The organism is Eilatimonas milleporae (assembly GCF_003688555.1).
Classification (GTDB): Bacteria; Pseudomonadota; Alphaproteobacteria; order Sphingomonadales; family Kordiimonadaceae; genus Eilatimonas; species Eilatimonas milleporae.
Genome location: NZ_REFR01000013.1, coordinates 309,168 through 331,041 on the forward strand (window position 1 = coordinate 309,168; position 21,874 = coordinate 331,041).

The window sequence follows — 21,874 nt, forward strand, 5'->3', positions numbered from 1 at the left end:
CCATGACGGGTCAGCGACCGAGCCGACCAACAGGCCGGCCCGCAAGGGCGGGCGCACCGCCCCCGCCTGAGTCCATACCGCCTGAATCCACACTGCCTGAGTCCACACTGCCTGAATCCACACTGTCCGCGTGCATGCCGACCAGGCGCGGTCCGGATGGTCAGCTTTCCAGCTCGCGGCCCGGATGCCCGGCGCCGATATCGATATAACGGAACATGTCGGTCAGGCGGAGAACACCGGGTTCGGGCGCGCGTTCGATCAGGATGTCGTCGTCCAGCACCGCCATGACCTCGAAGACGAAGGGCGGGCGGCAGGGTTCGGTCGGCAGAAGCGGCAGCGCCAGACCGACAAAGCGGGGGGTGTCCATGGGAAGAGTCTCGTCACAGATCGTCCAGACACAGGCACAGGGTTTGTTGACAAGGGTCATCATGCGGCGGCTGCGCAGGGCACGGATGCCCGGATCGCTGTATTCGAGAAAATTCAGCCCGGTATAGTCATGACCGGTGACACGCTGGAACATGGACCCCATGAAAACAAAGACCATTTCCGTGGGCGAGCGCATTTCCAGCATGAAACACCGGTCGAACACACCGTCCAGGTCTTTCAGGCGCATCTGGTCGCGGCGCGGCAGCAAGGCACCGCGGCGCCATGCGTTCCACGCATCGGCGACCTGCCGGATTTCCCGCACATTCGCCACACTTGGTAATTTCAAAGGCGGCACCTCGACCCCAATCTCAAGTACGCCCAGTATCCCGGCACTACACAATCAGGTAATAATGGTGAACATTATAGTACTCAAGACTCATAGCCTGATATATCGGTTAAAAAATATATTAATACTAATGTAAATAGTGCTTCCTTTAATTGCATAAGTACCTGTCATACTCGTTATTTGTATATTTTTTTAACAAAGAACTCAATTTTTTTAAAGATTTATCGTTTTTTGACCGAATACCATACATTAATTCGGAACATTGTCCGGAGATCCGGACCGCACCCGGCGCGACACGACACACGGATATCCGTACATAAGCGTCCGTGGCATAGGCGTCCGTACAGAGGCATCCGTGACATGGGCCTTACACAGGGCACAGCCTTGAAACTACCATAGATTGCCCCTTTTCATGCCATAATTTTACACAAAGCCTTTCCGGTGGTTTTGCGCGATCTAATTACCCCTTTTACGGGAAAAAAAGAAACGTCCGTGGCACGACCACACCTGATAGGGGCATTTTCTGACCGATAAGAGGAGATCGGAATGTCTGTAAAATCCACTTTCAAAGCCGGCGTCCTGGCGGCGGGCCTGTGCATGGCGGCACCGGCGTCCGCGCAGGCGCCCCTGTCCGCCCAGAGCATCGAGGCGGTGCGCGACAGTTATATCTTCGTTTTCAGGGACGATGTGGGCGAGGACCGGGTCCGGGCGGCCGTCAGCCGCATCCTGCAAGCCCACGGCCTGACACAGCGCCATGTCTACACGGCGGCGCTGCGCGGATTTTCCGCCCGCATGCCGGCGGCCATCGCGGCGGCCATCGCGGCCGCCAACCCGGATATCGCCTATTATGAGGCGGACAAGCCCGTCTATGCCTTTACCGGGGGGGGCCGGAACGGCGTGATCGGGGGGCTGATCGGCGGCATCATCGGCGGACCGCAGCCGGCCCAGCAGACGCCTTACGGCATCACGCGGGTCAATGGCGGCACGGGCACCGCCGGCGGCACCGCCTGGGTCATCGACACGGGCATCGATTCGGACCATCCCGACCTGAATGTGGACGTGGCCCGGTCGGCCAATTTCGTCACGCTGGACCTGAACACGATCGAGGATTTCAACGGGCACGGCACCCATGTGGCCGGCACCATTGCCGCGCTGGACAATGACATCGGCGTTGTCGGCGTGGCACCGGGCGCCCCGGTGGCCGGTATCCGCGTGCTGGGCACGCTGGGTTTCGGGTCCACGTCGGACGTGATCGCGGGTGTCGACCATGTGGCGGCCAACGCCGCCCCCGGCGATGTGGCCAATATGAGCCTGGGCGGCGGGGCCTCGGACGCGCTGGACAGTGCGGTGCGCGCGGCGGCGGACCGGGGCATTCTGTTCGTGCTGGCCGCCGGCAATGAAAGCGCCGATGCCAACACCACATCGCCCGCCCGGGTCGAGCATCCCAATGTGTGGACGGTGTCGGCGACCGACGAGACGGACGGTTTCGCCAGCTTTTCCAATTTCGGCAATCCGCCGGTGGACTGCGCGGCGCCGGGTGTGGGGGTGCTGTCCACCTATCTGAACGGCGGGTATGAGACCCTGTCGGGCACGTCCATGGCGGCCCCGCATGTGGCCGGCATTCTGCTTCTGGGCGCGGTGCGCTTTGACGGCGTGGCCATCGGCGACCCCGACGGCAGCCCGGACCCGATCTGCGTGTTCTAGGGCGTCCCCCGACCGACACGCCACGGACCCGGCCATGGCCGGGTCCGCAGCCGGACAGCATTTATCCTTGTCCGGCCTTGTCCGGGCGTGTCCGGGCGGGCGTGTGTTCCCGATTCCGTCCTTGGCGTCCGGTTCAGGCGCCGGTTCGGATGACTGTTCAGGCGATTGTTCAGGCGCCGGTTTTAAGCGACAATGGCCGCCTGGGTCTGGCTGCGGACATCGTCCGCCGTGACCCCGGGCGCCAGTTCGACGATGCGGAGACCGCCGTCGGCCACGTCGAACACCCCGAGATTGGTGATCACCCGGTCCACCACGCCCTGGCCGGTCAGCGGCAGGGTGCAGTCCTTCAAAAGCTTGGGCTCGCCCTTTTTGTTGGTGTGATCCATGATGACGACGACCCGCTTGACGCCGGCGACCAGATCCATGGCGCCGCCCATGCCCTTGACCATCTTGCCGGGGATCATCCAGTTGGCGAGGTCGCCGTTTTCAGCCACTTCCATCGCGCCGAGGATGGACAGGTCGATATGGCCGCCCCGGATCATGGCGAAACTGTCGGCGCTGGAAAAATAGCTGGATGTGGGCAGTTCGGTGATGGTCTGCTTGCCGGCATTGATCAGGTCGGGGTCTTCCTCGCCCTCATACGGGAAGGGACCCATGCCGAGCATGCCGTTTTCCGACTGAAGGGTGACGGTCATGCCGTCGGGGATGTAGTTGGCGACAAGCGTCGGGATACCGATGCCGAGATTGACGTAAAATCCGTCCTGAAGTTCGCGGGCCGCGCGGGCGGCCATGTCGTTACGGTCCCAGGGCATGTCTATACCTCCTCGCCGGTGGCGGCACCGGCCATGTCGCGGGCGCTTTCCCGCGTGCGGGTGGTGCGCTGTTCAATGCGTTTTTCGTGGGTGCCCAGAATGATGCGCTGGACGAAGATACCGGGGGTGTGGATGTGGTCGGCGTCCAGTTCGCCGGGCTCGACCAGTTCCTCGACCTCGGCCACGGTGACCTGTCCGGCGGTGGCCATCATCGGGTTGAAGTTGCGCGCGGTCTTGCGGAAGGTCAGGTTGCCCTCGGTGTCGGCCTTCCACGCCTTGATAATCGACAGGTCGGCGGTCAGGCCGGTTTCCATGATATGGGTGCGGCCGTCGAAATCCTTGTGCTCCTTACCCTCGGCGATGACGGTGCCGACGCCGGTGCGGGTGTAGAAGCCGGGGATACCGGCGCCGCCGGCGCGGATGCGTTCGGCCAGGGTGCCCTGGGGGTTGAATTCCAGTTCCAGCTCGCCGTCGAGATACTGGCGCTCGAACTCCTTGTTTTCCCCCACATAGGAGGAGAGCATTTTTTTGATTCGGCGGGCGTCCAGCAGAAGGCCGAGGCCGAAGCCGTCGACGCCGCAATTGTTGGAAATGACGGTCAGACCCGATGTGCCGGCCCGGTGCAGGGCGGCGATCAGGTTTTCCGGTATGCCGCACAGGCCGAAGCCGCCGGCCATGACGGTCATGCCGTCAAACAGCAGGCCGTCGAGGGCGGCATCCGCCGTGTCGTAGACTTTTCTCACGTCCGTGTCCTCCACTCGGATGGGCGGTGTCCCGCCTGGGGCGTGTCCCGCGCCGCAGAGACGGGCGGCGGGCTTTTCAAAACCTGTTGAAGGCGTTCCCCGCTTAGCGCGTCGCGGGCCGGGGCGCAAGGCCGTGTGGCGGGGGCAACGCTTGTCTATGGACTGCAAAGCCTTACGTGTTATGCTATGGGGGTCCGGCGTGCGTGCCCACGGCCCTCTCTATCCGGAGACTCGGCCCAAGGCGCGGGCACGGCGAGCGACCGGAGCGAAGACCGGACCTAAAGAGCAAAAACGACGACAAAAAAGACGGCAAAAAAACAATGAACACGACACACAGCGAGGATATTTTGTCATGAAACGCATGATCTGCCGGGTGATCGGCACGGCCCTTGTCCTGATGGGCACGCTGGCGATGCTGACGCCCATTCCCTTCGGACTGATCCTGTTCCTGATCGGGCTGATGTTCCTGATCCCGTCGACGCCGGCGGCGGCGCGGCCGGTGCGCTGGATACGCGCCCGCGTGCGCCCGTTCGACACCGCCCTGTCGGCGATGACGGTGCGCCTGCCGGTGCCCTATCGCCGGGTGCTGCGCCAGACCGAGGTGGGCGCGCCGGATTATTTCTAGGCCGGACTGTTTTTAAACCGGACTGTTTTTAAATCGGACTGTTTTTAAATCGGACTGTTTTTAAATCTGGGGGTCATGTCCGGTCGGAGCGTTTCCCGGCCGGATTTTTTACCGGTTTCAGAGTTTTTTCAGTTTTCGAGTTTGACCAATTTCCGAATTTGGTCAGGTTCCGAGTGTGTCCGGAGTGCGTTCACGGGTCGGTCCGGTCTGACCGGACCCCTGTTTCCGCCGGGCAAGGATGCGGCGATGCGGGTGGCGTGCGGGGTTTGGCCCATGCCGCCGGGGACATTGATCGGGGAGGCCCTTGATCCGGGGGGCCCTTGATCCGGGGGGCCCTTGATCCGGGGGGCCGGCATAATGACGGCCGACACTTTTCATAAAAACACGACCACAAGGGGGGATTTCATCATGAGCGATACGGCAAGCGCGGACGGCACGCAGGCCGCGCCGCTGGGCGAGACGGCCGTCGCGGACACCGGCGGCACCGCCCCGACCACGGGGGCGGAGCGCATCGCCAGCCTGGACATCGTGCGCGGTGTCGCGGTGCTGGGCATTCTGATCCTGAATTCCGTGGTGATGGGGCTGTCCTACAGCTTTGCCATCAATCCGGGCTTTTTCGGCCCGCCGGAGAGCGGCGACTACTGGGCCTGGTTCATCTCCAGCCTGCTGTTCGAGGGTACGTTCCGCGCCATATTCGGCATGCTGTTCGGGGCCGGCGTCTATCTGTTCATGAGCCGGGTCGAGGCGCGGTTCGGACCGGGGCGGGCGCGCGGCCTGCACCTGCGGCGCAGCGGCTGGCTGATCGTACTGGGGCTGGTGGATACCTATATCCTGCTGTGGTACGGCGACATCCTGTTTCTGTACGGGGTGATGGGGCTGGTGCTGTGGCTGTTCCGGCGGCTGTCGGTGCGGGCGCTGGTGATCTGGGCCGTCGTGTTCGCCGCGATCAGCGCCCTGTTGAGCCTGGGCAATGGCTATCAGACCGAGGTGGGTCTTGGCGAGCTGGCGGCTTATGAGGCGCGGGTGGAAAGCGGCGAAACCCCGAGCGCGGAGGACACCCTTGCCTATGAGGGCCTGCGCGAGGCCATGGCCTTTGCCATGCCGTCGCCCGAAGGGATCGCATCCCAGGCCGAAAGCGTGCGCGGCAGTTACAGCGGCGCGGCGGCGGCCTATTGGGCCATCGCGGTGATGATGCAGACGGTGTATCTGGGCTTTTTCGGGTTCTGGGACAGCGCGATCACCATGCTGCTGGGCATGGCGTTGTTCAAGACCGGCTTTCTGAAGGGCGCGGCATCGACGCGCGGCTATATGACGGCGCTGCTGGTGGGCTACGGCGTGGCCGTGCCCCTGCGCCTGTGGCATCTGGGGGATTACGCCGCCAGCGATTTCGACATGGTGGTCTTCACCTGGAACAGCGTCTGGTACGATGTTGAGCGCATCGCCATGGCGTTCGGGCATCTGGGCCTGCTGTTCCTGCTGATCCGGTCGGGCCGGTTGCCGCTGACGCGGGCGCTGGCCGCCACCGGGCGCATGGCATTGACCAATTATCTGATGCAGTCCGTTATCGGGCTGGCGGTGTTTGTCGGCCTGGGCGGGTATCTGGCGGTCAGCCGGGTGGACATTCTGGCGGGTATGGTGGCCGTGTGGGCCTTTCAGCTGTGGTTCAGCCTGTTCTGGCTGGCGCGCTACCGGTTCGGCCCGGCGGAATGGCTGTGGCGCAGCCTGACCTACTGGCGGGTGCAGCCGCTGCGCCGCCAGACGTTACAAACATAAGTCATATGAAAGTATAAATGCCATATCGCCCTAAAGGCGCTAGTGGTCAGAGTTTATACTAGGGTTTACCAAGTGCCACATTACTATGATGCAAAGAAATGAGTCATTTCAGGCACTTAGTAAACCCTTGATTATTCATGGTCATTTTTTTAGCCTGACTATGGCGGGCAAGCGCTGGAGTTACCCCGAGTTGTCTTAGCGACAGCAGCGTCCCAAGCGGCGTGCATCAGGGGTCCAGGGGCCCGCTTTTTCTTTCCAGGCCAGTCAGAATTGCACCGCACATATCCCGAAAAACAAAAATGCCACCGTCTCCAATTATTGGAAACGGCGGCATTTTATTAACAGCCCTGTTGAGGCCGGCGTCAGTCCCGATAGGCGTCAATGGCGGCCTGGATGAGGGCGGCTGCCTTTTCCGGGCCGTCCCAGCCGGTGACCTTGACCCATTTGCCGTCTTCCAGATCCTTGTAGTGTTCGAAAAAGTGGGCGATCTGGCGCAGGAAGATGTCCGGCAGTTCGGTATAGCTTTGCACGCCCTGATAGGAGGGGTGCAGCTTGTCCACCGGCACCATGAGGAGTTTTTCGTCCTGGCCGGCCTCGTCCTCCATCAGCAGGACGCCGAGCGGGCGGCAGCGGACGACGGAGCCGGGCATGAAGGGGGTGTGATTGGCGAGCAGCGCGTCCACCGGATCGCCGTCATCGGCCAGCGTATGCGGGATAAAGCCGTAATTGCACGGATAGCGCATGGCGGTGTGCATGATGCGGTCGACGAACAGGGCGCCGGAATCCTTGTCCAGTTCGTATTTCACCGGCTCGGTGCCGGCGGGCACCTCGATGATCACATTGACGTCGTGGGGCGGGTTGGCGCCGATGGAAATCTTGCTCAGATCCATGCTCTTGTCCTTGTTTGGGCAGATACTGAAGTTACACAGACAGGTCGGGGCGGCCCGGAGTATGTGGCCCCAAGTGCGGCCGGGGGCCGGGCCGGTCGTCAGCCAAGCGGCAGCAGCCCCGAGACAATGGCGGCAAGCACAATCCACCCGAACCGGATATTGGCGCGGAAGACCGCCAGGCAGTGCCCGGCGTCATCCAGGCGGACCGTGCGCACCTGCCAGATTAGGTGCAGTGCAGCAAAGCCAAGGCCGATGTAATGCAAGACCGGCAGATTTGCAAGCCATCCGGCGGCCGCGAGGCCGAGAAAAAACAGGCCGTAAAAAACGGCGAGCGCCCTTTTGGTGTGCGCGCCGAGACGCAGGGCGGTCGACTTGATGCCGGCCATGGCGTCGTCTTCCTTGTCCTGATGGGCGTAAATGGTGTCATAGCCCAGCGTCCAGAACACGCACGCCGCATAGAGCACCGCCGCCGGCCAGCCGAGACCGCCGGTGAGCGCCGTCCAGCCCATGAGCGCGCCCCAGTTGAAGGTCAGCCCCAGCCATGCCTGCGGCCAGTAGGTGATGCGTTTCATGAAGGGATAGGCCGCCACCAGCAGCAGCGAGGCAAGCCCGAGGGCAATGGCCGCCGGACCCAGTTGCAGCAGGACGACCAGCCCGACCAGACACTGGACGGCGAGAAACGCCCAGGCGCCGCGCGCACTGACCTCGCCCGCCGGCAGGGGCCGGGTGCGCGTGCGCGCGACCCGCGCGTCGAGATCGCGGTCGACAATGTCGTTATAGGTACAGCCGGCCCCGCGCATGGCGAGCGCGCCGACGGCGAACAGAACGGCCAGCCAGGCCGCACGCGGCCAGTCCACCATGTGACCGGCCATATGGCCGGCCATGCCCGCCAGCGCCAGCGACCACAGGCACGGCCACAACAGCAGCCACGTGCCCACGGGACGGTCCATGCGCGCCAGTTTCAGATAGGGACGGGCCCGGACGGGCGCATGGCGGTGGACCCAGCTTCCCGCCACGGCGTCGGCCGTTTCCACGATACGGCTGTTGCTGTCGGTCATGACATGGCTCGCTAACCGGTCGGGGGCACTTGTGTCAAGCGGGTGTCTTGTGGCCAGTGTCTTGGCATGTGTCCTGGCATGTGTCTTGGCATGTGTCTTGGCATGTGTCTTGGCATGTGTCTTGGCATGTGTCTGGGCGGGTGGCTTGACAGGCCGGCCCGGTTTCCGGCAAGCGGGGGGGCATGAGCGAGACAGCCCCCATCCGCCTGTTCGTGGACACCCCCCTGCCCGGCCCCGGCACGCATGGCCTGACCGGCGACCAGGCCCATTATGTCATCCATGTGATGCGCCGCGGGACGGGCGACCGGCTGGCCCTGTTCAACGGGCGCGACGGCGAATGGCTGGCGGAGATCACGGCGACGGCGAAACGCGCGGTGACGCTGGCGGTGACACGGCGGACCCGCCCGCAAAAGGCGGAGCCGGATGTGTGGATCGCCTTTGCCCCGATCAAGAAGGCGCGCACCGATTTCATCGCGCAAAAGGTGACGGAGCTGGGCGCCGCCCGGCTGATGCCGGTGATGACACGCCGCACCGTGGCCGACCGGGTGAATACGGCGCGCATGCACGCCAACGCGGTGGAGGCCGCCGAACAGTGCGAGCGCCTGACCGTGCCACGGGTGGACGCGCCGGTGAAGCTGGACGCCCTGCTGGCGGCATGGCCGCGAGACCGGCGCCTGCTGTTCTGCGACGAGGACCTGACCGGCACGCCCATCCTGACGGCCCTGATGGCCCCGAAAGCCACGGCGCTCCCGGCAGTGACGGATGACGGCGGGGACGCGGGCGAGAGTGCTTCCGTGACCACCTCCCTGACCTCTTCCGTGACCTCTTCCATGACCTCTTCCTGGGGGCTGCTGATCGGCCCCGAGGGCGGGTTTGACGACACGGAGCGCGCGCGCATCCGCGCCGTGGCCGGGGCGATCCCGGTCACGCTGGGCCCGCGCCTGTTGCGCGCGGACACGGCGGCGCTGGCGGCGCTGGCCATATGGCAGGCGGCCCTGGGCGACTGGGCGGCAGATAATTAGAAAATAATTTTACAAACCCTTTGAAAAGCTACCATTCATAGAAAAATATTTTAATCTCTCGTGCGCCTCACAAGTCCTTGATTGCACAAAGAAAATCTTTCCTTTTCCGAAACCATTCCTAGGTTGGGGGAAAGCCACGGGCTGCCGTAAGACGACGGCAGAGTATATCCGGCCGGCCGGCGACGGTGCGCGCCGATCCTGGAGACGGAACAGACCGTTTATGTCCGAGACAGAGACACACATTCACTCGAAAGCCGAGCTGGTCGCCCATCTGGAGGACGGCCGCGCCCCGGATCGCGGCACATGGCGCATCGGGTCCGAGCATGAGAAATTCGTCTATCACCGGGCGGACAACAGCCCCCTGACCTATGCCGGCGGCGACGGGCGGCCCGGTATCCGCGATGTGCTGAACGCCTTTGCCGCGCGCGGCTGGACCCCGGTCACGGAAGACGGCAACATCATCGCGGCGGTGCAGAACGGCGCGTCGATCACGCTGGAGCCGGGCGGGCAGTTCGAGCTGTCGGGCGCGCCGCTGGAAAACATCCACCAGACCTGCGACGAAACGTCGAGCCATCTGCGCATGGCCCGCGAGATCGGCGAAGACCTGAATATCGGCTTTCTGGGCCTGGGCTTTCACCCGACGCTGAAACGCGAGGACGTGCCGGTGATGCCCAAGGCGCGCTATGACATCATGCGGGCCTATATGCCGACGCGCGGCACGCTGGGCCTGGACATGATGCTGCGCACCTGCACCGTGCAGGTCAATCTGGACTTCGCGGACGAGGCCGACATGGTGGAAAAATTCCGTGTCAGTCTGGCGCTGCAACCCTTTGCCACGGCGCTGTTCGCCAATTCCCCGTTCAGGGAGGGGCGGCCGTCGGGCTTCAAGTCGCTGCGCTCGCATGTGTGGACGGACACGGACCCGGACCGCACCGGCATGCTGGGCTTCGTGTTCGAGGACGGCATGGGCTTTGAGCGTTATGTGGACCATGTGCTGGACGTGCCGATGTATTTCGTCCGCCGGGGGGGCCGCTATATCGACGCGGCCGGCCAGTCCTTCCGCGATTTTCTCGACGGGCGCCTGCCGGCCCTGCCGGGTGAAAAACCCACCATGGAGGACTGGAAGGACCATATGACCACCCTGTTCCCGGAAGTGCGCCTGAAGACGTTTCTGGAAATGCGCGGGGCGGACGGGGGGCCGTGGTCGCGCCTGTGCGCCCTGCCGGCGCTGTGGGTCGGCCTGCTGTATGACGCGGACGCGCAACGGGCGGCGTGGGATCTGGTCAGGGACTGGCCCCTGGGGGAGATTTCGGCCCTGCGCGACGCGGTGCCGAAGGGCGGCATGGCAACGCCGTTCCGGGGCCGCGCGGTCATCGACTGGGCGCGCGACATTCTGGACATCGCCGACCGGGGCCTGAAGGCGCGCGGGCGCCTGTCGGCCAGCGGCGACAGCGAACAGGGCTATCTGAAACCGCTGTGGGACACGGTGGAAAACGGCGAAAGCCCGGCCAAGCGGCTGCTGCGCCTGTATGACACCGAATGGGCCGGCGACGCCGCCCGCGTGTTCGAGGCCGAGCGCTACTGACGGCGCCCCAAGGCCCCGATCGTCCACCCGTGGTTCGGCGTTTCGGGGTTTCGTCAAACGAGCGGGCCGGCCCCGACACGCGTTTTCCCGCGCGACACAAACCCCTATGCATGTGTTTTGGTTAAATATCTGACATCGCCCGGCTGCGCAAACCGCGTTTATGTCTAAAAAATAGACATTCGTAAAAACTGGCGGGCTGGCCGGCGGGTGCGGGCCGGGCCCCGTGCGCGGGGCCGGGATGCCCCGAGGGCACGGCCCTTCCGGCCCTGCCGGGCGCCCATGCTTAAGCGCCAATCCGCGGGACACGCGCGGGGGGGAGCAGAACCGGAAGGGCCGGCGGACGGGCGGGCGGTCTTGGGGACGGACGGGCGGCCAATGGTCGACCCAAGGGGGGTGGCGGAAGACCGGGCCGTGTCCGTCAGCGCTGCCCGCCGTCGTCGGGAATGAACTGGATGAAATAGCCGTCGCCGGGAAAGAACAGGGACCCGAAGAAATAATCGCCATAGTCATTGGCCTCGATGCTGGCGGGCTGTTCCTTGCCGCCGCCCATCCATTTGCGGTATTTCGAGATGGCATCGAACAGTTTTTCGCCGCGATCGCTTTCCATGCTGGTGGCGGCGTCGAACACATCCAGCGGCAGGTTGGCGACATAGGTGCCGGCGCCGGTGGACAGGGATTTCGGCACCACGTCCACGGTGCGCTTGCCGTTGCCGATGGTGTCCACCTGATGGTGGGACAGGGTGTCGTCGGCGGTCATATAGGCGAATTTCGGCGCGGCGAAGGTATAGAAATCGTTCCAGTCGACCTTGACCGGCTTGCCTTCCTTGCCGGGGTCGATGAGGTTGATTTCCCAGCGGTCCTCAAGCTGGGGGTTCATGGGCGTGGGGTCCAGCGTGTAGAGGGCCTCGGACACGCCGTCGGCGGTGAAACCGGCGCCGTTCAGGGCCGCGACGGATTCGATGGTCTGGGTGATGGCGGTGTCGATCCTGCCCACATTGGGCGCGCGCCGGCGCAGGCTGCCCTTGGCCTCGGCGATCATGGTGTTGTCGATGAAGACATTGCCGGCAACGTCGCGGGTGAACATGAGCCAGACATAATCGGCGCGGTTGGCGTTCTGGTTGATGTTGAAATGACGGCGCACCTGATCATAGTCGGCCAGCACCGGCACGGTGTTGGCGTCGCGGAACAGGTTGTTGACGATCCGGCGCGACACCGCGATGGTGATGGAGGTGCCGGCCAGTTCGGCGATGATGCGGCGGTAGGCTTCGCCGAAGGCATGGGCCACCCCTTCCAGATGGGCCCAACTGCCGGGAAAATTGGTCACTTCCAGATAAACATCGTCGAACAGGGCGAGGAAATTGCCGTAGCGCACGGCGTTCAGGTTCATGGCGCCGTTCATGATCAGGCCGGTGTCGAAATTGTGCATGCGGTACTGGGCGATATTGCCGAAGGCCATGGTGGGGCAGTTGCCGAAATAGACCGGCAGGCTGGGATTGCCGGTGCCGTCGAGATAGGCGGTGATGGCGGCCTGCGGCGCCTTCTGGATATTGCCCGGATTGACATTGGGCTGGGTCAGCAGTTCCGGCGGCGGGTTCAGCTGGTTGGCGCCGTTATCGCGGATTTTGAAATAGATCGGCATGACATGTGGTCCTCGCATGTGATCACCGCGTGTGATCATCTTAAGGGGGGTCCGGCGGGCCGGACGGAAAAGCCTTCCCCTTGAGGACGGGCGGGGGCGGGATTTGTGAATATGACGGGCGGGACAGGCGCGAAAGGCGGGACGGTCCCCGAAACGCGATCCTGACCGGGCCCGGCCGAAAATTGCAATCGATTGCAGTTTTTCCGGACAGTATGAGATTTTCAAATTTTTTTCATTGAAAATCAGTCTGTTATGGAACCATTGAAAGACTGCAATCGATTGCAGACTAATTTTTTGCACAGATGCATTTTTTGGACACGTCAGGAGGCCGGAGCCCTTTCAGCCCGTTGGGCAAGCCGGGTTGGGGATCCGCCAGGTTGGCCAGGTCGGCCAGGTTGGGTCGAGGGTGGCCGGGTCCGCCGTCAGACAAAGCGCGTCGGGCCGCTGTGCGGAACGAGGCCGATGAAATAGCCGTCGCCGGGGAAGAACAGGGACCCGAAGAAATAGTCGCCATAGTCATCGGCCTCGATGATGGGCGGTGCCTTGCCGTCGCCCATCCACCGGCGGTATTTCAGGATGGCGTCGAACAGATCCTTGCCCGGGTTGCCGGTCATTTCGTTGGCGGCTTCGAACACATCCACCGGCAGGTTGGCGGTATAGGTGCCGGCACTGGTGGCCAGGGTTTTCGAGACCACTTCGACGGTGCGCTCGCCGTTGCCGATTTGGGGGAAAGTGGTGGGGCCGGGCCGTTGGAAGACGTCCTTCATATAGGCGAATTTCGGCGCGGCGAAGGTATGGAAAGTATGCCAGTCGACCGTGATCGGCCCGCCCTTCTCGCCGGGGTCGATGAGGTTGATTTCCCAGCGGTTCTCAAGCTGGGGGTCCATGGGCGTCCCGTCCAGTGTGTAGAGGGCCTCGGACACGCCGTCGGCGTTGAAACCGGCGTCGTTCAGGGCTTCGATGGTGGCGATGGTCTGGGTGACGGCGGTGTTGATCCGGGCCTGATTGGGCGCGCGCCGGCGCAGACTGCCCTTGGCCTCGGCGACCAGGGTGTTGACGATATCGACGGTGCCGTCAGCGTTGGGGGTGAACATCAGCCAGACATAGTCGGCGCGGTTGACATTCTGGTCGATGTCGAAATGACGGCGCACCTGATCATAGTCGGCCAGCACCGGCACGGTGTTGGCGTCACGGAACAGGCCGTTGACGATCCGGCGCGCCACCGCGGTGGTGATGGAGGTGCCGGCCAGTTCGGCGATGATCCGGCGGTAGGCTTCGCCGAAGGCCTGGGCCACGTCTTTGACATGGGCCCATTGGTGCGGAAAGTGGCTTGCGTTCAGATAGATGTCGTCGAACAGGCGGAGGAAATGCCCGTACTCCACATCGTTCAGGTCGACGGCGCCGTTCATGATCAGGGCGGTGTCGAAATTGTGCATGCGATACTGGGCGAGATTGCCGAACGCCATGGTCGGCAGGTTGCCATGATAGACCGGCAGGCTGGGATTGCCGGTGCCGTCGAGATAGGCGGTGATGTCTTCCTGCGGCGGCTTCTCCAGACCGGCGGGACCCACGGTGGGCCGGGTCAGCAGGTCCGGCAGCGGCTGTCCCGGGGGCGCGCCGGTGTCGCGGATTTTGAAATAGATCGGCATGGCGTGTGGTCCTCGCATGTGATCACCGCGTGTGATCATCTTAAAGGGGTCCGGCGGGCCGGACGGACAAACCTTCCCTGTGAGGACAGACGGGAACGGGATTTGTGAATGCGGGACACCCGGCCCCGGCGGCGCCATACGCGGCATATATCCTGTAAACTTTTGATTTATATAAAAAATTTTCGACGAAACGTGCCCGTCATGCGCCCGGCCGCGCGGACAGGGCGCGCGATTTGGCGTATTCTTGGACCGGTTGCAAAGGCGCGCGCGGCACACGCCGGACACGCGGGAGCGATCTTGACCGGGGCCAGAGGAACACGGGGCCAGAGGAACACGGGGCCAGAGGAACACGGGGCCAGAGGAACACGGGGCCAGAGGAACACGGGGCACAAAGAGCCAGGGGGAGACGACAATGACCACCGTCACATTCACATTGAACGGAACGGCGCGGCGGTTCACCGGCGACGGGGACATGCCGCTTTTGTGGTATCTGCGCGAGGACGCCGGGCTGAAGGGGACGAAATTCGGCTGCGGCATCGGGTCCTGCGGGGCCTGTACCGTGCATATGGACGGCATGGCGGTGCGCAGTTGCGGCCTGACCATGGACGGCCTGGACGGCACCCGCATCACCACCATCGAAGGGCTGGCCGGGGGCGCGCCCGACGGGCCGGAGCGCCTGCACCCGGTGCAGCGCGCCTGGCTGGAAGAGGATGTGGCCCAGTGCGGATATTGCCAGACCGGGCAGATCATGGCGGCGGCGGCGCTGCTGGCCGAAACGCCGGAGCCGACGGACCGGGATATCGAGACCGGCATGACCAATCTGTGCCGCTGCGGCACCTATCTGCGTATCCGCAAGGCGGTCAAGCGTGCCGCCGCGCTGATGCGCGCGCAGGAAGGCGTGTGAGCCATGGCCGCCCCATCCCGCCGCGCTTTCCTGAAATCCGGCGCCGGGCTCGGCGTGCTGGCCGTCACCCTGTCGGTACACCCGGCCCTGATAGTGACCGCCACGACAGAGGCCGCCGCCCAGGACGGCCCGGACAATACGGGCCATGTGACACCCTGCCTGAAAGTGGACGAAACCGGCCACATCACCCTGTGCGTGCCGGTGCCGGACATGGGACAGGGCATGATCACCACCGCCGCGCAGATGATCGCCGAGGAACTGGATGTGGACCTGGACGCCGTCAGCGTGGAGCTGATGCCCTTTCTCGGCCGTTTTCAGGGGGCGGAGCGCCCGGTTTTCGATCGGTTTTATCAGGGCGCCGGCGGATCGGGGTCGACCATGCGCATCTGGCATGCCCTACGCCGTACCGCCGCCCATGCCCGCGCCCTGCTGGTGCAGGCGGCGGCCAAACGCTGGGGCGTGCCGGCGGGCAGCCTGACCACAGCGGACGGCCATGTGATCGCAAGGGACGCGCGCGGGGGACCCGGCGACGCCGACGGTGGGGAGCCCGGTGGCGGGCCGGGCCGGCGCCTGCCCTATGGGGCGCTGGTGGCGGCGGCGCGGGCAAGCGGCACCTCGTATGAGGTCATTCCCGACAGCCGGGCGCCGAAAGCGCGGTCCGACTGGTCGGTCATCGGCCGGGACACCGCCAATGTGGACGGCCGCGCCATCGTCACCGGCCGGGCCCTGTTCGGCCTGGATGTGGAGGTGCCGGGCATGCTGCACGCGGTGATCCGGCGTTGTCCCCACCTGAAGGGGGAAGTGACGCGGTATGACGACACGCGGGCAAGGGCCCTGCCCGGCGTGCGCGCCGTGGTGCCGATGAAACGCCTGCCCGAGGATGTGGCGGCCTACCGGCAGGTGGCCGCCGGGGTCGCCGTGGTGGCCGACAGCCTGTGGCAGGCGAAAAAGGCGGCCGCCGCGCTGGACATCGTCTGGGACGGCAGCCGCGCGGTGGAGGACGACACCGTCCTGATGACGGAAAAAGCCCGCGCCGCGCTGGACGACGCCGAGATGACCGTGGCCGCCGAGGCCGGCGACCTGGAGGCCGCCTTTGCCGCCGCCGCCGACACCCATACCGCCACCTATGACCATCCGCACTGGGCCCATACCTGCATGGAACCGATGAACTGCATCGCCCATGTCACCGGTGGCGGCGATACACAAGAGCGGGCGGAAATCTGGGTCGGCCACCAGTTCATGAACACGGCGCTGAAAGCGGTGACCATGGCCACCGGCATCCTGCCGGAGCATGTCACCGCGCATTTTTACCGCATGGGCACGGGCTTCGGCCGCCGGTTCGAGGAGGATTTCATCATGGAGGCGGCGATCCTGTCGCGGGCGGTGGGCGCCCCGGTCAAGGTGACATGGTCGCGCGAGGACGAGATCGAGCAGGATTACTGCAATCCGCTTGCCGCCTACCGGGTGCGGGCGGCGCTGGACGCGCGCGGGGATATCACCGCCTGGCATATGCGCGTTGCCTCCGACACGCGGGCGGTGGTGGCGGCGCGGGAGTTTCCGGTGGGGCTGGTGGATACCTATCGCGGGGAATGGTTTCAACTGCCGAACCATGTTTCGCGCGGGGCCTGGCGCGGCCCGCACCACAATGTCTGCGCCTGGGTGATCCAGAGCTTTCTCAACGAACTGGCGGTCAAGGCGGGGCGGGACCCGCTGGAATACCTGACCGCGCTGTATGGCCGCAAAGCGGTGCTGAAGTCGCGCAACTGGCCGTACCGGGACGTGGCGTTCGCGCGCCATATCGCCGTGCTGGAAGCGGCGGCGGACGCGGCGGGCCACGGCCCCGCGCCGGAGGCCGGGCGGGGACGGGGCATCGCCGTGCACCAGACCTTCGTCAGCGTCTGCGCCCATGTGGTGGAGGTGGAGATGACATCGGACACCGACTACCGCGTGACCAGGGTGACCAGCGCCATCGACTGCGGCCTCGCCGTCAATCCGAACGGGGTGCGCGCCCAGGTGGAAAGCGGCATCATGGACGGCCTGTGCGCGGCCAGATACGGCAAGCTGGTGTTCGAGCGCGGGGTGCCGGTGACGAACAATTTCGACACCTACCGCAAACTGCGCATGGACGAGACGCCGCCGGTGGTGGATGTGCATATCCTGGACATGGGGGACAGTGAGCCGCGCGGCACCGGCGAGATTTCGCTGCCACCGGTCATCCCGGCCCTGACCAACGCGCTGTATCAGGCCAGCGGCCGGCGCATCCGCAGCCTGCCGCTGGCCGATCAGGTCTAAGGCGGACCGGACACTCGGGGAAAGCTGTGTGGGAAGGCCGTGTGGGAAGGCTGTTGGGGAAGGCCGTGTGGGCGCACCGGCTCCGGACAGAGGGCCCTGGCACGGGACTCTGACACGGGGCCTTGGCAGGGGGCTCTGGCACGGGACCCTGGCAAGGGGGGCCTGGCCGGGTCCCGCCGGGGCCGGCGATGGCGCGCGGGGTGTTTTTACGCAGGCCCTTTTTTGGGTGCGTCAGGCGGCTAGAGCCATTTCAGCCAGTTGATCAGCCAGATCAGCCCCAGGGTGGCCGAGCCCAGGGTCGCCGCCCAGATGAGCGCCAGCGGCAGGGCGGAAAAGCGGGTGCGCGGCCGGTCGCTGAACAGGCTGGCGCATTGCAGGCACTGGAACCAGCCGTCGGCCGGGCCGGCGCTGCCGCGCAGACCCGGCAGCGGGGTCGGTACCGGGCCGGCATAGACACGCAAGTGTTCCGACCCGCAGGTGGGACAGGCGCGGGGCTCGCCGTCCTCGTCCATGAGCGGCTTCGGGCGCGGCATGGTGGCGACGCGGGCGAGAATGTCCCGGGCGCGGGTTTCGTCGCCGGCGCGCACCAGAAGGTCGGTGGCGACCACATAGTGCAGCGAGCCCATATTCTCGTTGGCAAGCGCGGCATGGATGCCGGCGGCCTCCAACACGCCGCGCAGCATCTGGGCATCGCTGACGCCGAGGTCGCGGCGGATGGGGACCAGACGGTCGAAGTCGGGACGGCCGGAGCCAGAATGGACAGAGCCAGGGTGTCCGGCACCGGCGGCGCGGCCCCTGAGGCGGGCGGCGAATTTCATGCCTCCTCCAGCCCGGTCTCGAAACCGTCGATGGACACGGCGTTGTTGTCACGGCGATAGGTTTTCAGCCCGTCCGCGCCCTTTTTCTCGGCCCAGGCCTCAAGGACGTGACGCTCGGATTTCAGCTCCATCTCCGGCACGGCGTAGCCGCAGCTTGTCTGCACGCTGTCCACCGTCATCAGGATGATCTGGCGGGCGCCGGGCAAATCGGGGAAGGACGGGATCAGGCCGGCGAAATCCCCGTCATCGGGGCGGACCACCCGGCCGCCGCCATACAGTCTGAGAATAAGGGCGTTGCGGGTGAAACTGTTGAACATGATGGTCATGCGGCCGTCATGGCGGATGTGGGCGGCGGTTTCGTTGCCGCTGCCGGTCAGGTCGAGATAGCCGCAGGATGTGGGCGACAGCACCCGGAAGGTGTCGAGCCCCTTGGGGCTGAGATTGATGCGGCCGGTGGCGCAGGCGGTGGCGACGAAAAACATCGGCTGCGCCTCGATAAAGGTTTTCAGCCTGTCGGGGATATGATCGAAAAAATCGGCCATGACGAAGGTCCCTTTCCCATGCCGGCGGATGGATACCGGCCCTGCCTGCTTTTGCCTGCGTGCCGCGCCTGTTTTTGCCCATAGGCCCGTGCCGGGGTGTCCGGGTCAGGCGATCAGGGCGAACACCAGTTTCGCGTACAGCCCGATCAGAACGGGACAACTGGCCGCGAAGGCGGCGAAACGGTGTTCGATTTTGTTATAGCCGCACTGGACGACGGAATGAAGCACCCTGAGCGCCACATAGGCCCAGGCCAGCATGACGGCGGCGGCGAGTGCCGTCATGATCGGACGCAGCGGGTAAAACCGCAAGGCACAAGAAACATCGGGGCGATACCGATCCGGGCTTCGTCACGGCAGGGATTCGGGATGCTTTTCCTGCGCCGATTTTAGAACGCTGGAAATGTGCCGCCAATTTCCCTGCATGCGCCGCGCGCGTTGTAAGGGGGTGTCATAGCGGCGAAAGCCAATATAAATATCAGGCTGTATTCCGTCGAGCTCATTGTCGCCGTTGGCCCGGAAACGCGCGCAATTCGGAAGGCTCAGAATACCGCCGGAATGCTCCAGAAGAATATCTTTTCGCGGCATGCTCCACCCGCAGGATGCACCGGCGGTGGGACTGCCGATCACAAGTGCGGCGTCGCCATCCTGCAACATGGCCGTAAAAAGTTCGGACGAAGACCCCGTTCCCTGATCGACCAGAATTGCAAGTCCACCCCGCCAGAGTTCGGCTTCATACTCAAACCCGGCTAACGAGGATACACCGACCGCCCAGTCCTTAACCGCCATGGATTTCGGAAGGTCCACCGCCACCAGCCCGCCCGCAAAAAACGGCCCCGTGATCGTCGAGGCGCACTGGGGCAACTCGCCCGACCAGACGCGCATTCTGTCGCAGTCTTTTTGAATATCGGCCAATGCGTCTTGCAGACTGACAATAAGACGATTGAGCAGGGTCCCTTCATCTTGCGTCGCGTCGGCCAATGCATTTTCCAGAAAAGCGATCTTTTCCCGCAAGTCCTCCATGCGTTCGGGCGTGCGATCAACTCCGAGCGCGGGCGTTGGAATATGTTTCGGCGCCAGCATGCGCGCGACGGCGAGAGACAAGTCGCTGCCTCCGCCATTGCCCGCGAGATCGACGATAATCGATCCGGCGCCGCGCTCCTGAATCAATCCGATGCCATCGGCGATTTCGCGCAGATACAAGACATCGGCACGACGACGAACCCGATCCTTGCACGCATCGTCGCATGGTGCATAGGCATCGATCGACAGCTCAGCCAACGCCCGTTCGCAAAGGGTTGCATTCGGCGCAAACAACGGAATCCGGAGCACGCCGATCGGTCCGCTTTCCGATTGTATAACCCCAGCGACATTCCACGATCCGTCTTGACTTAACCGTTCATATCCGTCCAGACGCGCCAACAGGGCCGAACGATCGGCATCGCGCCAATACCCGCTTGCCTCACAGATACGCACGGGCTCCGCCGAGGGGGAAGCGGCTTGATGCATTTCGGGGCCTGACCATGAAAGCCGCATATGTCCGTCAGCGAAACGGCGCATGGCGTACTCTAGCGTATCGCGCGCCGCACCGTCATCCGGTGCGGCGCGCAGCTCCCGTTCAATTTCGCTGGCCAGCGCTTCCAGTTTCAACCCCCGTTCAATTTGCCAATCGAGATTTGGAGATCGCTCGGCAATGGCTGTTTTCATCCGTTGAAAATCAGCGATCCATGGCTCCGGCCGGTAGGCCCGCTCCTGCCTGTCGCCAGAATCGCACGCAGCGATCACCGTAAACACAAAGCCGTACAGCAAAAATCTACACTTCAGCATTGATTCCCCCATGGCGTCGGCAGCCGCCGGAAGCCCTTGCCATTTTTCCTAAACACCGGAAAGCCCGGTATGGAAGGTTCCGTTCGTTCCACATCGATTGACGCATATGACAAACCGTTCATAGGCCAGATCCCGCCTCGCAAGCCACCGGGGCGCATCATTTTATGCCTTTGCCGCTGGGGTCAAGCATTGACCGCAAACGAATCAACCGACAGGATTTCCCTCTATTGCATGGGGTGCCTAGACCGTGGACTTTCCCGGTTCCGCGAACCGTCGTCCACGGTCGCGGTCTGCCCAAGCTCCGGGACAAATTTTCACGACGAATGTTCGGCTATGACAGGGTGATTTCCGCATTCCGTCCGCATTCCGTACGGGGCATCCCCGCCGCGGTGCGCGAATTTTCCCGGCCTGCCCCGTGCAATGTGCCCGCATATTTTCACATTTGTGTGCAAACTGTCGCAAAAGCCTGCGACAAGGCTTGCTGGTCGGGCCGTTCGGCCCTACCTGAGGCAGACAAGCGCGCGCCTTGGCCGTATGCCGGCAACGGATATGGGCACGGCCGCGGACCGGCAGACGGGAGCGAGGATACATCGTGGCGAAGACCGTGATGAGATGGGTGGCCCTGCCCGCCGGGGTCGTGATTTTCCTGCTGGGGGCGGTGCTGCTGCCGCTGCCGATCCCGCTCGGCCTGATTTTCATGGTGGTGGGGCTGGCGGTCGCCACCTACAACCCGCTGATGCTGCGCTATATGAAAAAATTCCGCCGCCGCCATCCGCAGACCAACCGGCAATTGCGGCGGATCGCGCCGCACATGCCGTCCTTCGTACAGCGTTTCCTGCGCCGCACCGACACGGTGAAAAAGAAACGGGAGACCGTGGGCAAGACCGTGGCCAAAGGCGCCGACGCCCAGGGTATGGCGGAATAGGCGAAAGGACGCTGCCGGACGCTGCCGGACGCCGCCGTCCCGCACCCTTCAGCCCCCCAGGGCACGACCGTGCCCCGGCCGGCCAGGCCGCCCTCGCGGAGCGGGCCGCGATGAGCGGCCCCGGCGTGAGCGAAAAATCAACCCCGGCCAGGCCGCCCTCGCGGAGCGGGCCGCGATGAGCGGCCCCGGCGTGAGCGAAAAATCAACCCCGGCCAGGCCGCCCTCGCGGAGCGGGCCGCGATGAGCGGCCCCGGCGTGAGCGAAAAATCAACCCCGGCCAGGCCGCCCTCGCGGAGCGGGCCGCGACACGCGGCCCCGGCGTGAGCGCAAAAACCCAACACCCCCACAAAACCCAGC

General features: G+C 64.4%; 19 protein-coding genes. 8 read left to right on the forward strand and 11 right to left on the reverse strand.

The genetic code is table 11. The features are described 5' to 3' along the window. Positions 1-160 precede the first annotated feature (160 nt). The gene (locus BXY39_RS14465; RefSeq protein WP_170163860.1) at positions 161-712 is read right to left on the reverse strand and encodes a PAS domain-containing protein; all 552 of its coding nucleotides are present in this window, start codon (positions 710-712) and stop codon (positions 161-163) included. Positions 713-1,258: 546 nt separating this feature from the next. On the opposite strand from BXY39_RS14465, the gene BXY39_RS14470 reads away from it, so the two are divergent. Next, entirely contained in the window at positions 1,259-2,416 is a 1,158-nt protein-coding gene (locus tag BXY39_RS14470; protein WP_121939581.1) for a S8 family peptidase, read from the forward strand. Positions 2,417-2,598: 182 nt separating this feature from the next. Here BXY39_RS14470 and BXY39_RS14475 read toward each other — a convergent pair whose 3' ends face one another. Together BXY39_RS14475 and BXY39_RS14480 are read right to left on the reverse strand one after the other, a co-directional pair. Further along, a complete protein-coding gene (locus tag BXY39_RS14475; protein WP_121939582.1) occupies positions 2,599-3,228 on the reverse strand; it encodes a CoA transferase subunit B in 630 nt (209 codons plus the stop codon). A gap of 2 nt (positions 3,229-3,230) precedes the next feature. Beyond that, entirely contained in the window at positions 3,231-3,971 is a 741-nt protein-coding gene (locus tag BXY39_RS14480; RefSeq protein ID WP_121939643.1) for a CoA transferase subunit A, read from the reverse strand. A gap of 352 nt (positions 3,972-4,323) precedes the next feature. Between BXY39_RS14480 and BXY39_RS14485 the strand changes: the two genes are divergently transcribed. Both BXY39_RS14485 and BXY39_RS14495 read left to right on the forward strand, forming a co-directional pair. After that, complete coding sequence (locus tag BXY39_RS14485; protein ID WP_121939583.1) at positions 4,324-4,596, forward strand: hypothetical protein; 273 nt, start codon at positions 4,324-4,326, stop codon at positions 4,594-4,596. Positions 4,597-5,004: 408 nt separating this feature from the next. Beyond that, positions 5,005-6,369 (forward strand): DUF418 domain-containing protein, encoded by a 1,365-nt coding sequence (locus tag BXY39_RS14495; RefSeq protein WP_170163861.1) that lies wholly within the window; start codon positions 5,005-5,007, stop codon positions 6,367-6,369. Between the two features lie 362 nt (positions 6,370-6,731). Here BXY39_RS14495 and ppa read toward each other — a convergent pair whose 3' ends face one another. Both ppa and ubiA read right to left on the reverse strand, forming a co-directional pair. After that, complete coding sequence (gene ppa / locus BXY39_RS14500) at positions 6,732-7,259, reverse strand: inorganic diphosphatase (RefSeq protein ID WP_121939586.1); 528 nt, start codon at positions 7,257-7,259, stop codon at positions 6,732-6,734. A gap of 98 nt (positions 7,260-7,357) precedes the next feature. Then, positions 7,358-8,317: a 4-hydroxybenzoate octaprenyltransferase gene (gene ubiA / locus BXY39_RS14505; RefSeq protein ID WP_121939587.1), complete on the reverse strand. Its 960-nt coding sequence runs from the start codon at positions 8,315-8,317 to the stop codon at positions 7,358-7,360. A 182-nt stretch (positions 8,318-8,499) separates the two neighbouring features. On the opposite strand from ubiA, the gene BXY39_RS14510 reads away from it, so the two are divergent. Together BXY39_RS14510 and BXY39_RS14515 are read left to right on the forward strand one after the other, a co-directional pair. Next, a complete protein-coding gene (locus BXY39_RS14510) occupies positions 8,500-9,339 on the forward strand; it encodes a 16S rRNA (uracil(1498)-N(3))-methyltransferase (RefSeq protein ID WP_121939588.1) in 840 nt (279 codons plus the stop codon). Positions 9,340-9,559: 220 nt separating this feature from the next. Continuing rightward, positions 9,560-10,924 carry a glutamate--cysteine ligase gene (locus tag BXY39_RS14515; protein WP_121939589.1) on the forward strand — a complete coding sequence of 455 codons (1,365 nt, stop codon included), beginning with the start codon at positions 9,560-9,562 and terminating at the stop codon, positions 10,922-10,924. A 418-nt stretch (positions 10,925-11,342) separates the two neighbouring features. Here BXY39_RS14515 and BXY39_RS14520 read toward each other — a convergent pair whose 3' ends face one another. Then, entirely contained in the window at positions 11,343-12,563 is a 1,221-nt protein-coding gene (locus BXY39_RS14520) for a hypothetical protein (RefSeq protein WP_147453592.1), read from the reverse strand. Between the two features lie 422 nt (positions 12,564-12,985). Further along, positions 12,986-14,212, reverse strand: coding sequence for a hypothetical protein (locus BXY39_RS14525; RefSeq protein WP_147453593.1), 1,227 nt, complete (start codon positions 14,210-14,212; stop codon positions 12,986-12,988). A 412-nt stretch (positions 14,213-14,624) separates the two neighbouring features. Here BXY39_RS14525 and BXY39_RS14530 point away from each other — a divergent pair, with 412 nt between their 5' ends. Together BXY39_RS14530 and BXY39_RS14535 are read left to right on the forward strand one after the other, a co-directional pair. Then, the gene (locus tag BXY39_RS14530) at positions 14,625-15,116 is read left to right on the forward strand and encodes a (2Fe-2S)-binding protein (RefSeq protein WP_121939592.1); all 492 of its coding nucleotides are present in this window, start codon (positions 14,625-14,627) and stop codon (positions 15,114-15,116) included. A 3-nt stretch (positions 15,117-15,119) separates the two neighbouring features. Then, the gene (locus tag BXY39_RS14535; protein ID WP_121939593.1) at positions 15,120-17,408 is read left to right on the forward strand and encodes a xanthine dehydrogenase family protein molybdopterin-binding subunit; all 2,289 of its coding nucleotides are present in this window, start codon (positions 15,120-15,122) and stop codon (positions 17,406-17,408) included. 239 nt (positions 17,409-17,647) lie between these two features. Here the strand turns inward: BXY39_RS14535 and BXY39_RS14540 are convergent, their stop codons facing one another. The 4 genes from BXY39_RS14540 to BXY39_RS14555 all read right to left on the reverse strand — a co-directional run bounded on the left by BXY39_RS14540 (position 17,648) and on the right by BXY39_RS14555 (position 20,592). Further along, positions 17,648-18,226 carry a putative signal transducing protein gene (locus BXY39_RS14540; RefSeq protein WP_121939594.1) on the reverse strand — a complete coding sequence of 193 codons (579 nt, stop codon included), beginning with the start codon at positions 18,224-18,226 and terminating at the stop codon, positions 17,648-17,650. Then, a complete protein-coding gene (locus BXY39_RS14545) occupies positions 18,223-18,768 on the reverse strand; it encodes a pyridoxamine 5'-phosphate oxidase family protein (RefSeq protein WP_121939595.1) in 546 nt (181 codons plus the stop codon). Before BXY39_RS14545 ends, BXY39_RS14540 begins: the two co-directional genes overlap by 4 nt. A gap of 105 nt (positions 18,769-18,873) precedes the next feature. Further along, positions 18,874-19,050, reverse strand: coding sequence for an MAPEG family protein (locus BXY39_RS14550; RefSeq protein WP_121939644.1), 177 nt, complete (start codon positions 19,048-19,050; stop codon positions 18,874-18,876). A 66-nt stretch (positions 19,051-19,116) separates the two neighbouring features. Then, complete coding sequence (locus BXY39_RS14555) at positions 19,117-20,592, reverse strand: S41 family peptidase (RefSeq protein WP_170163862.1); 1,476 nt, start codon at positions 20,590-20,592, stop codon at positions 19,117-19,119. A gap of 592 nt (positions 20,593-21,184) precedes the next feature. On the opposite strand from BXY39_RS14555, the gene BXY39_RS14560 reads away from it, so the two are divergent. After that, a complete protein-coding gene (locus tag BXY39_RS14560) occupies positions 21,185-21,517 on the forward strand; it encodes a hypothetical protein (protein WP_147453594.1) in 333 nt (110 codons plus the stop codon). The last annotated feature ends 357 nt before the right edge of the window (positions 21,518-21,874 follow it).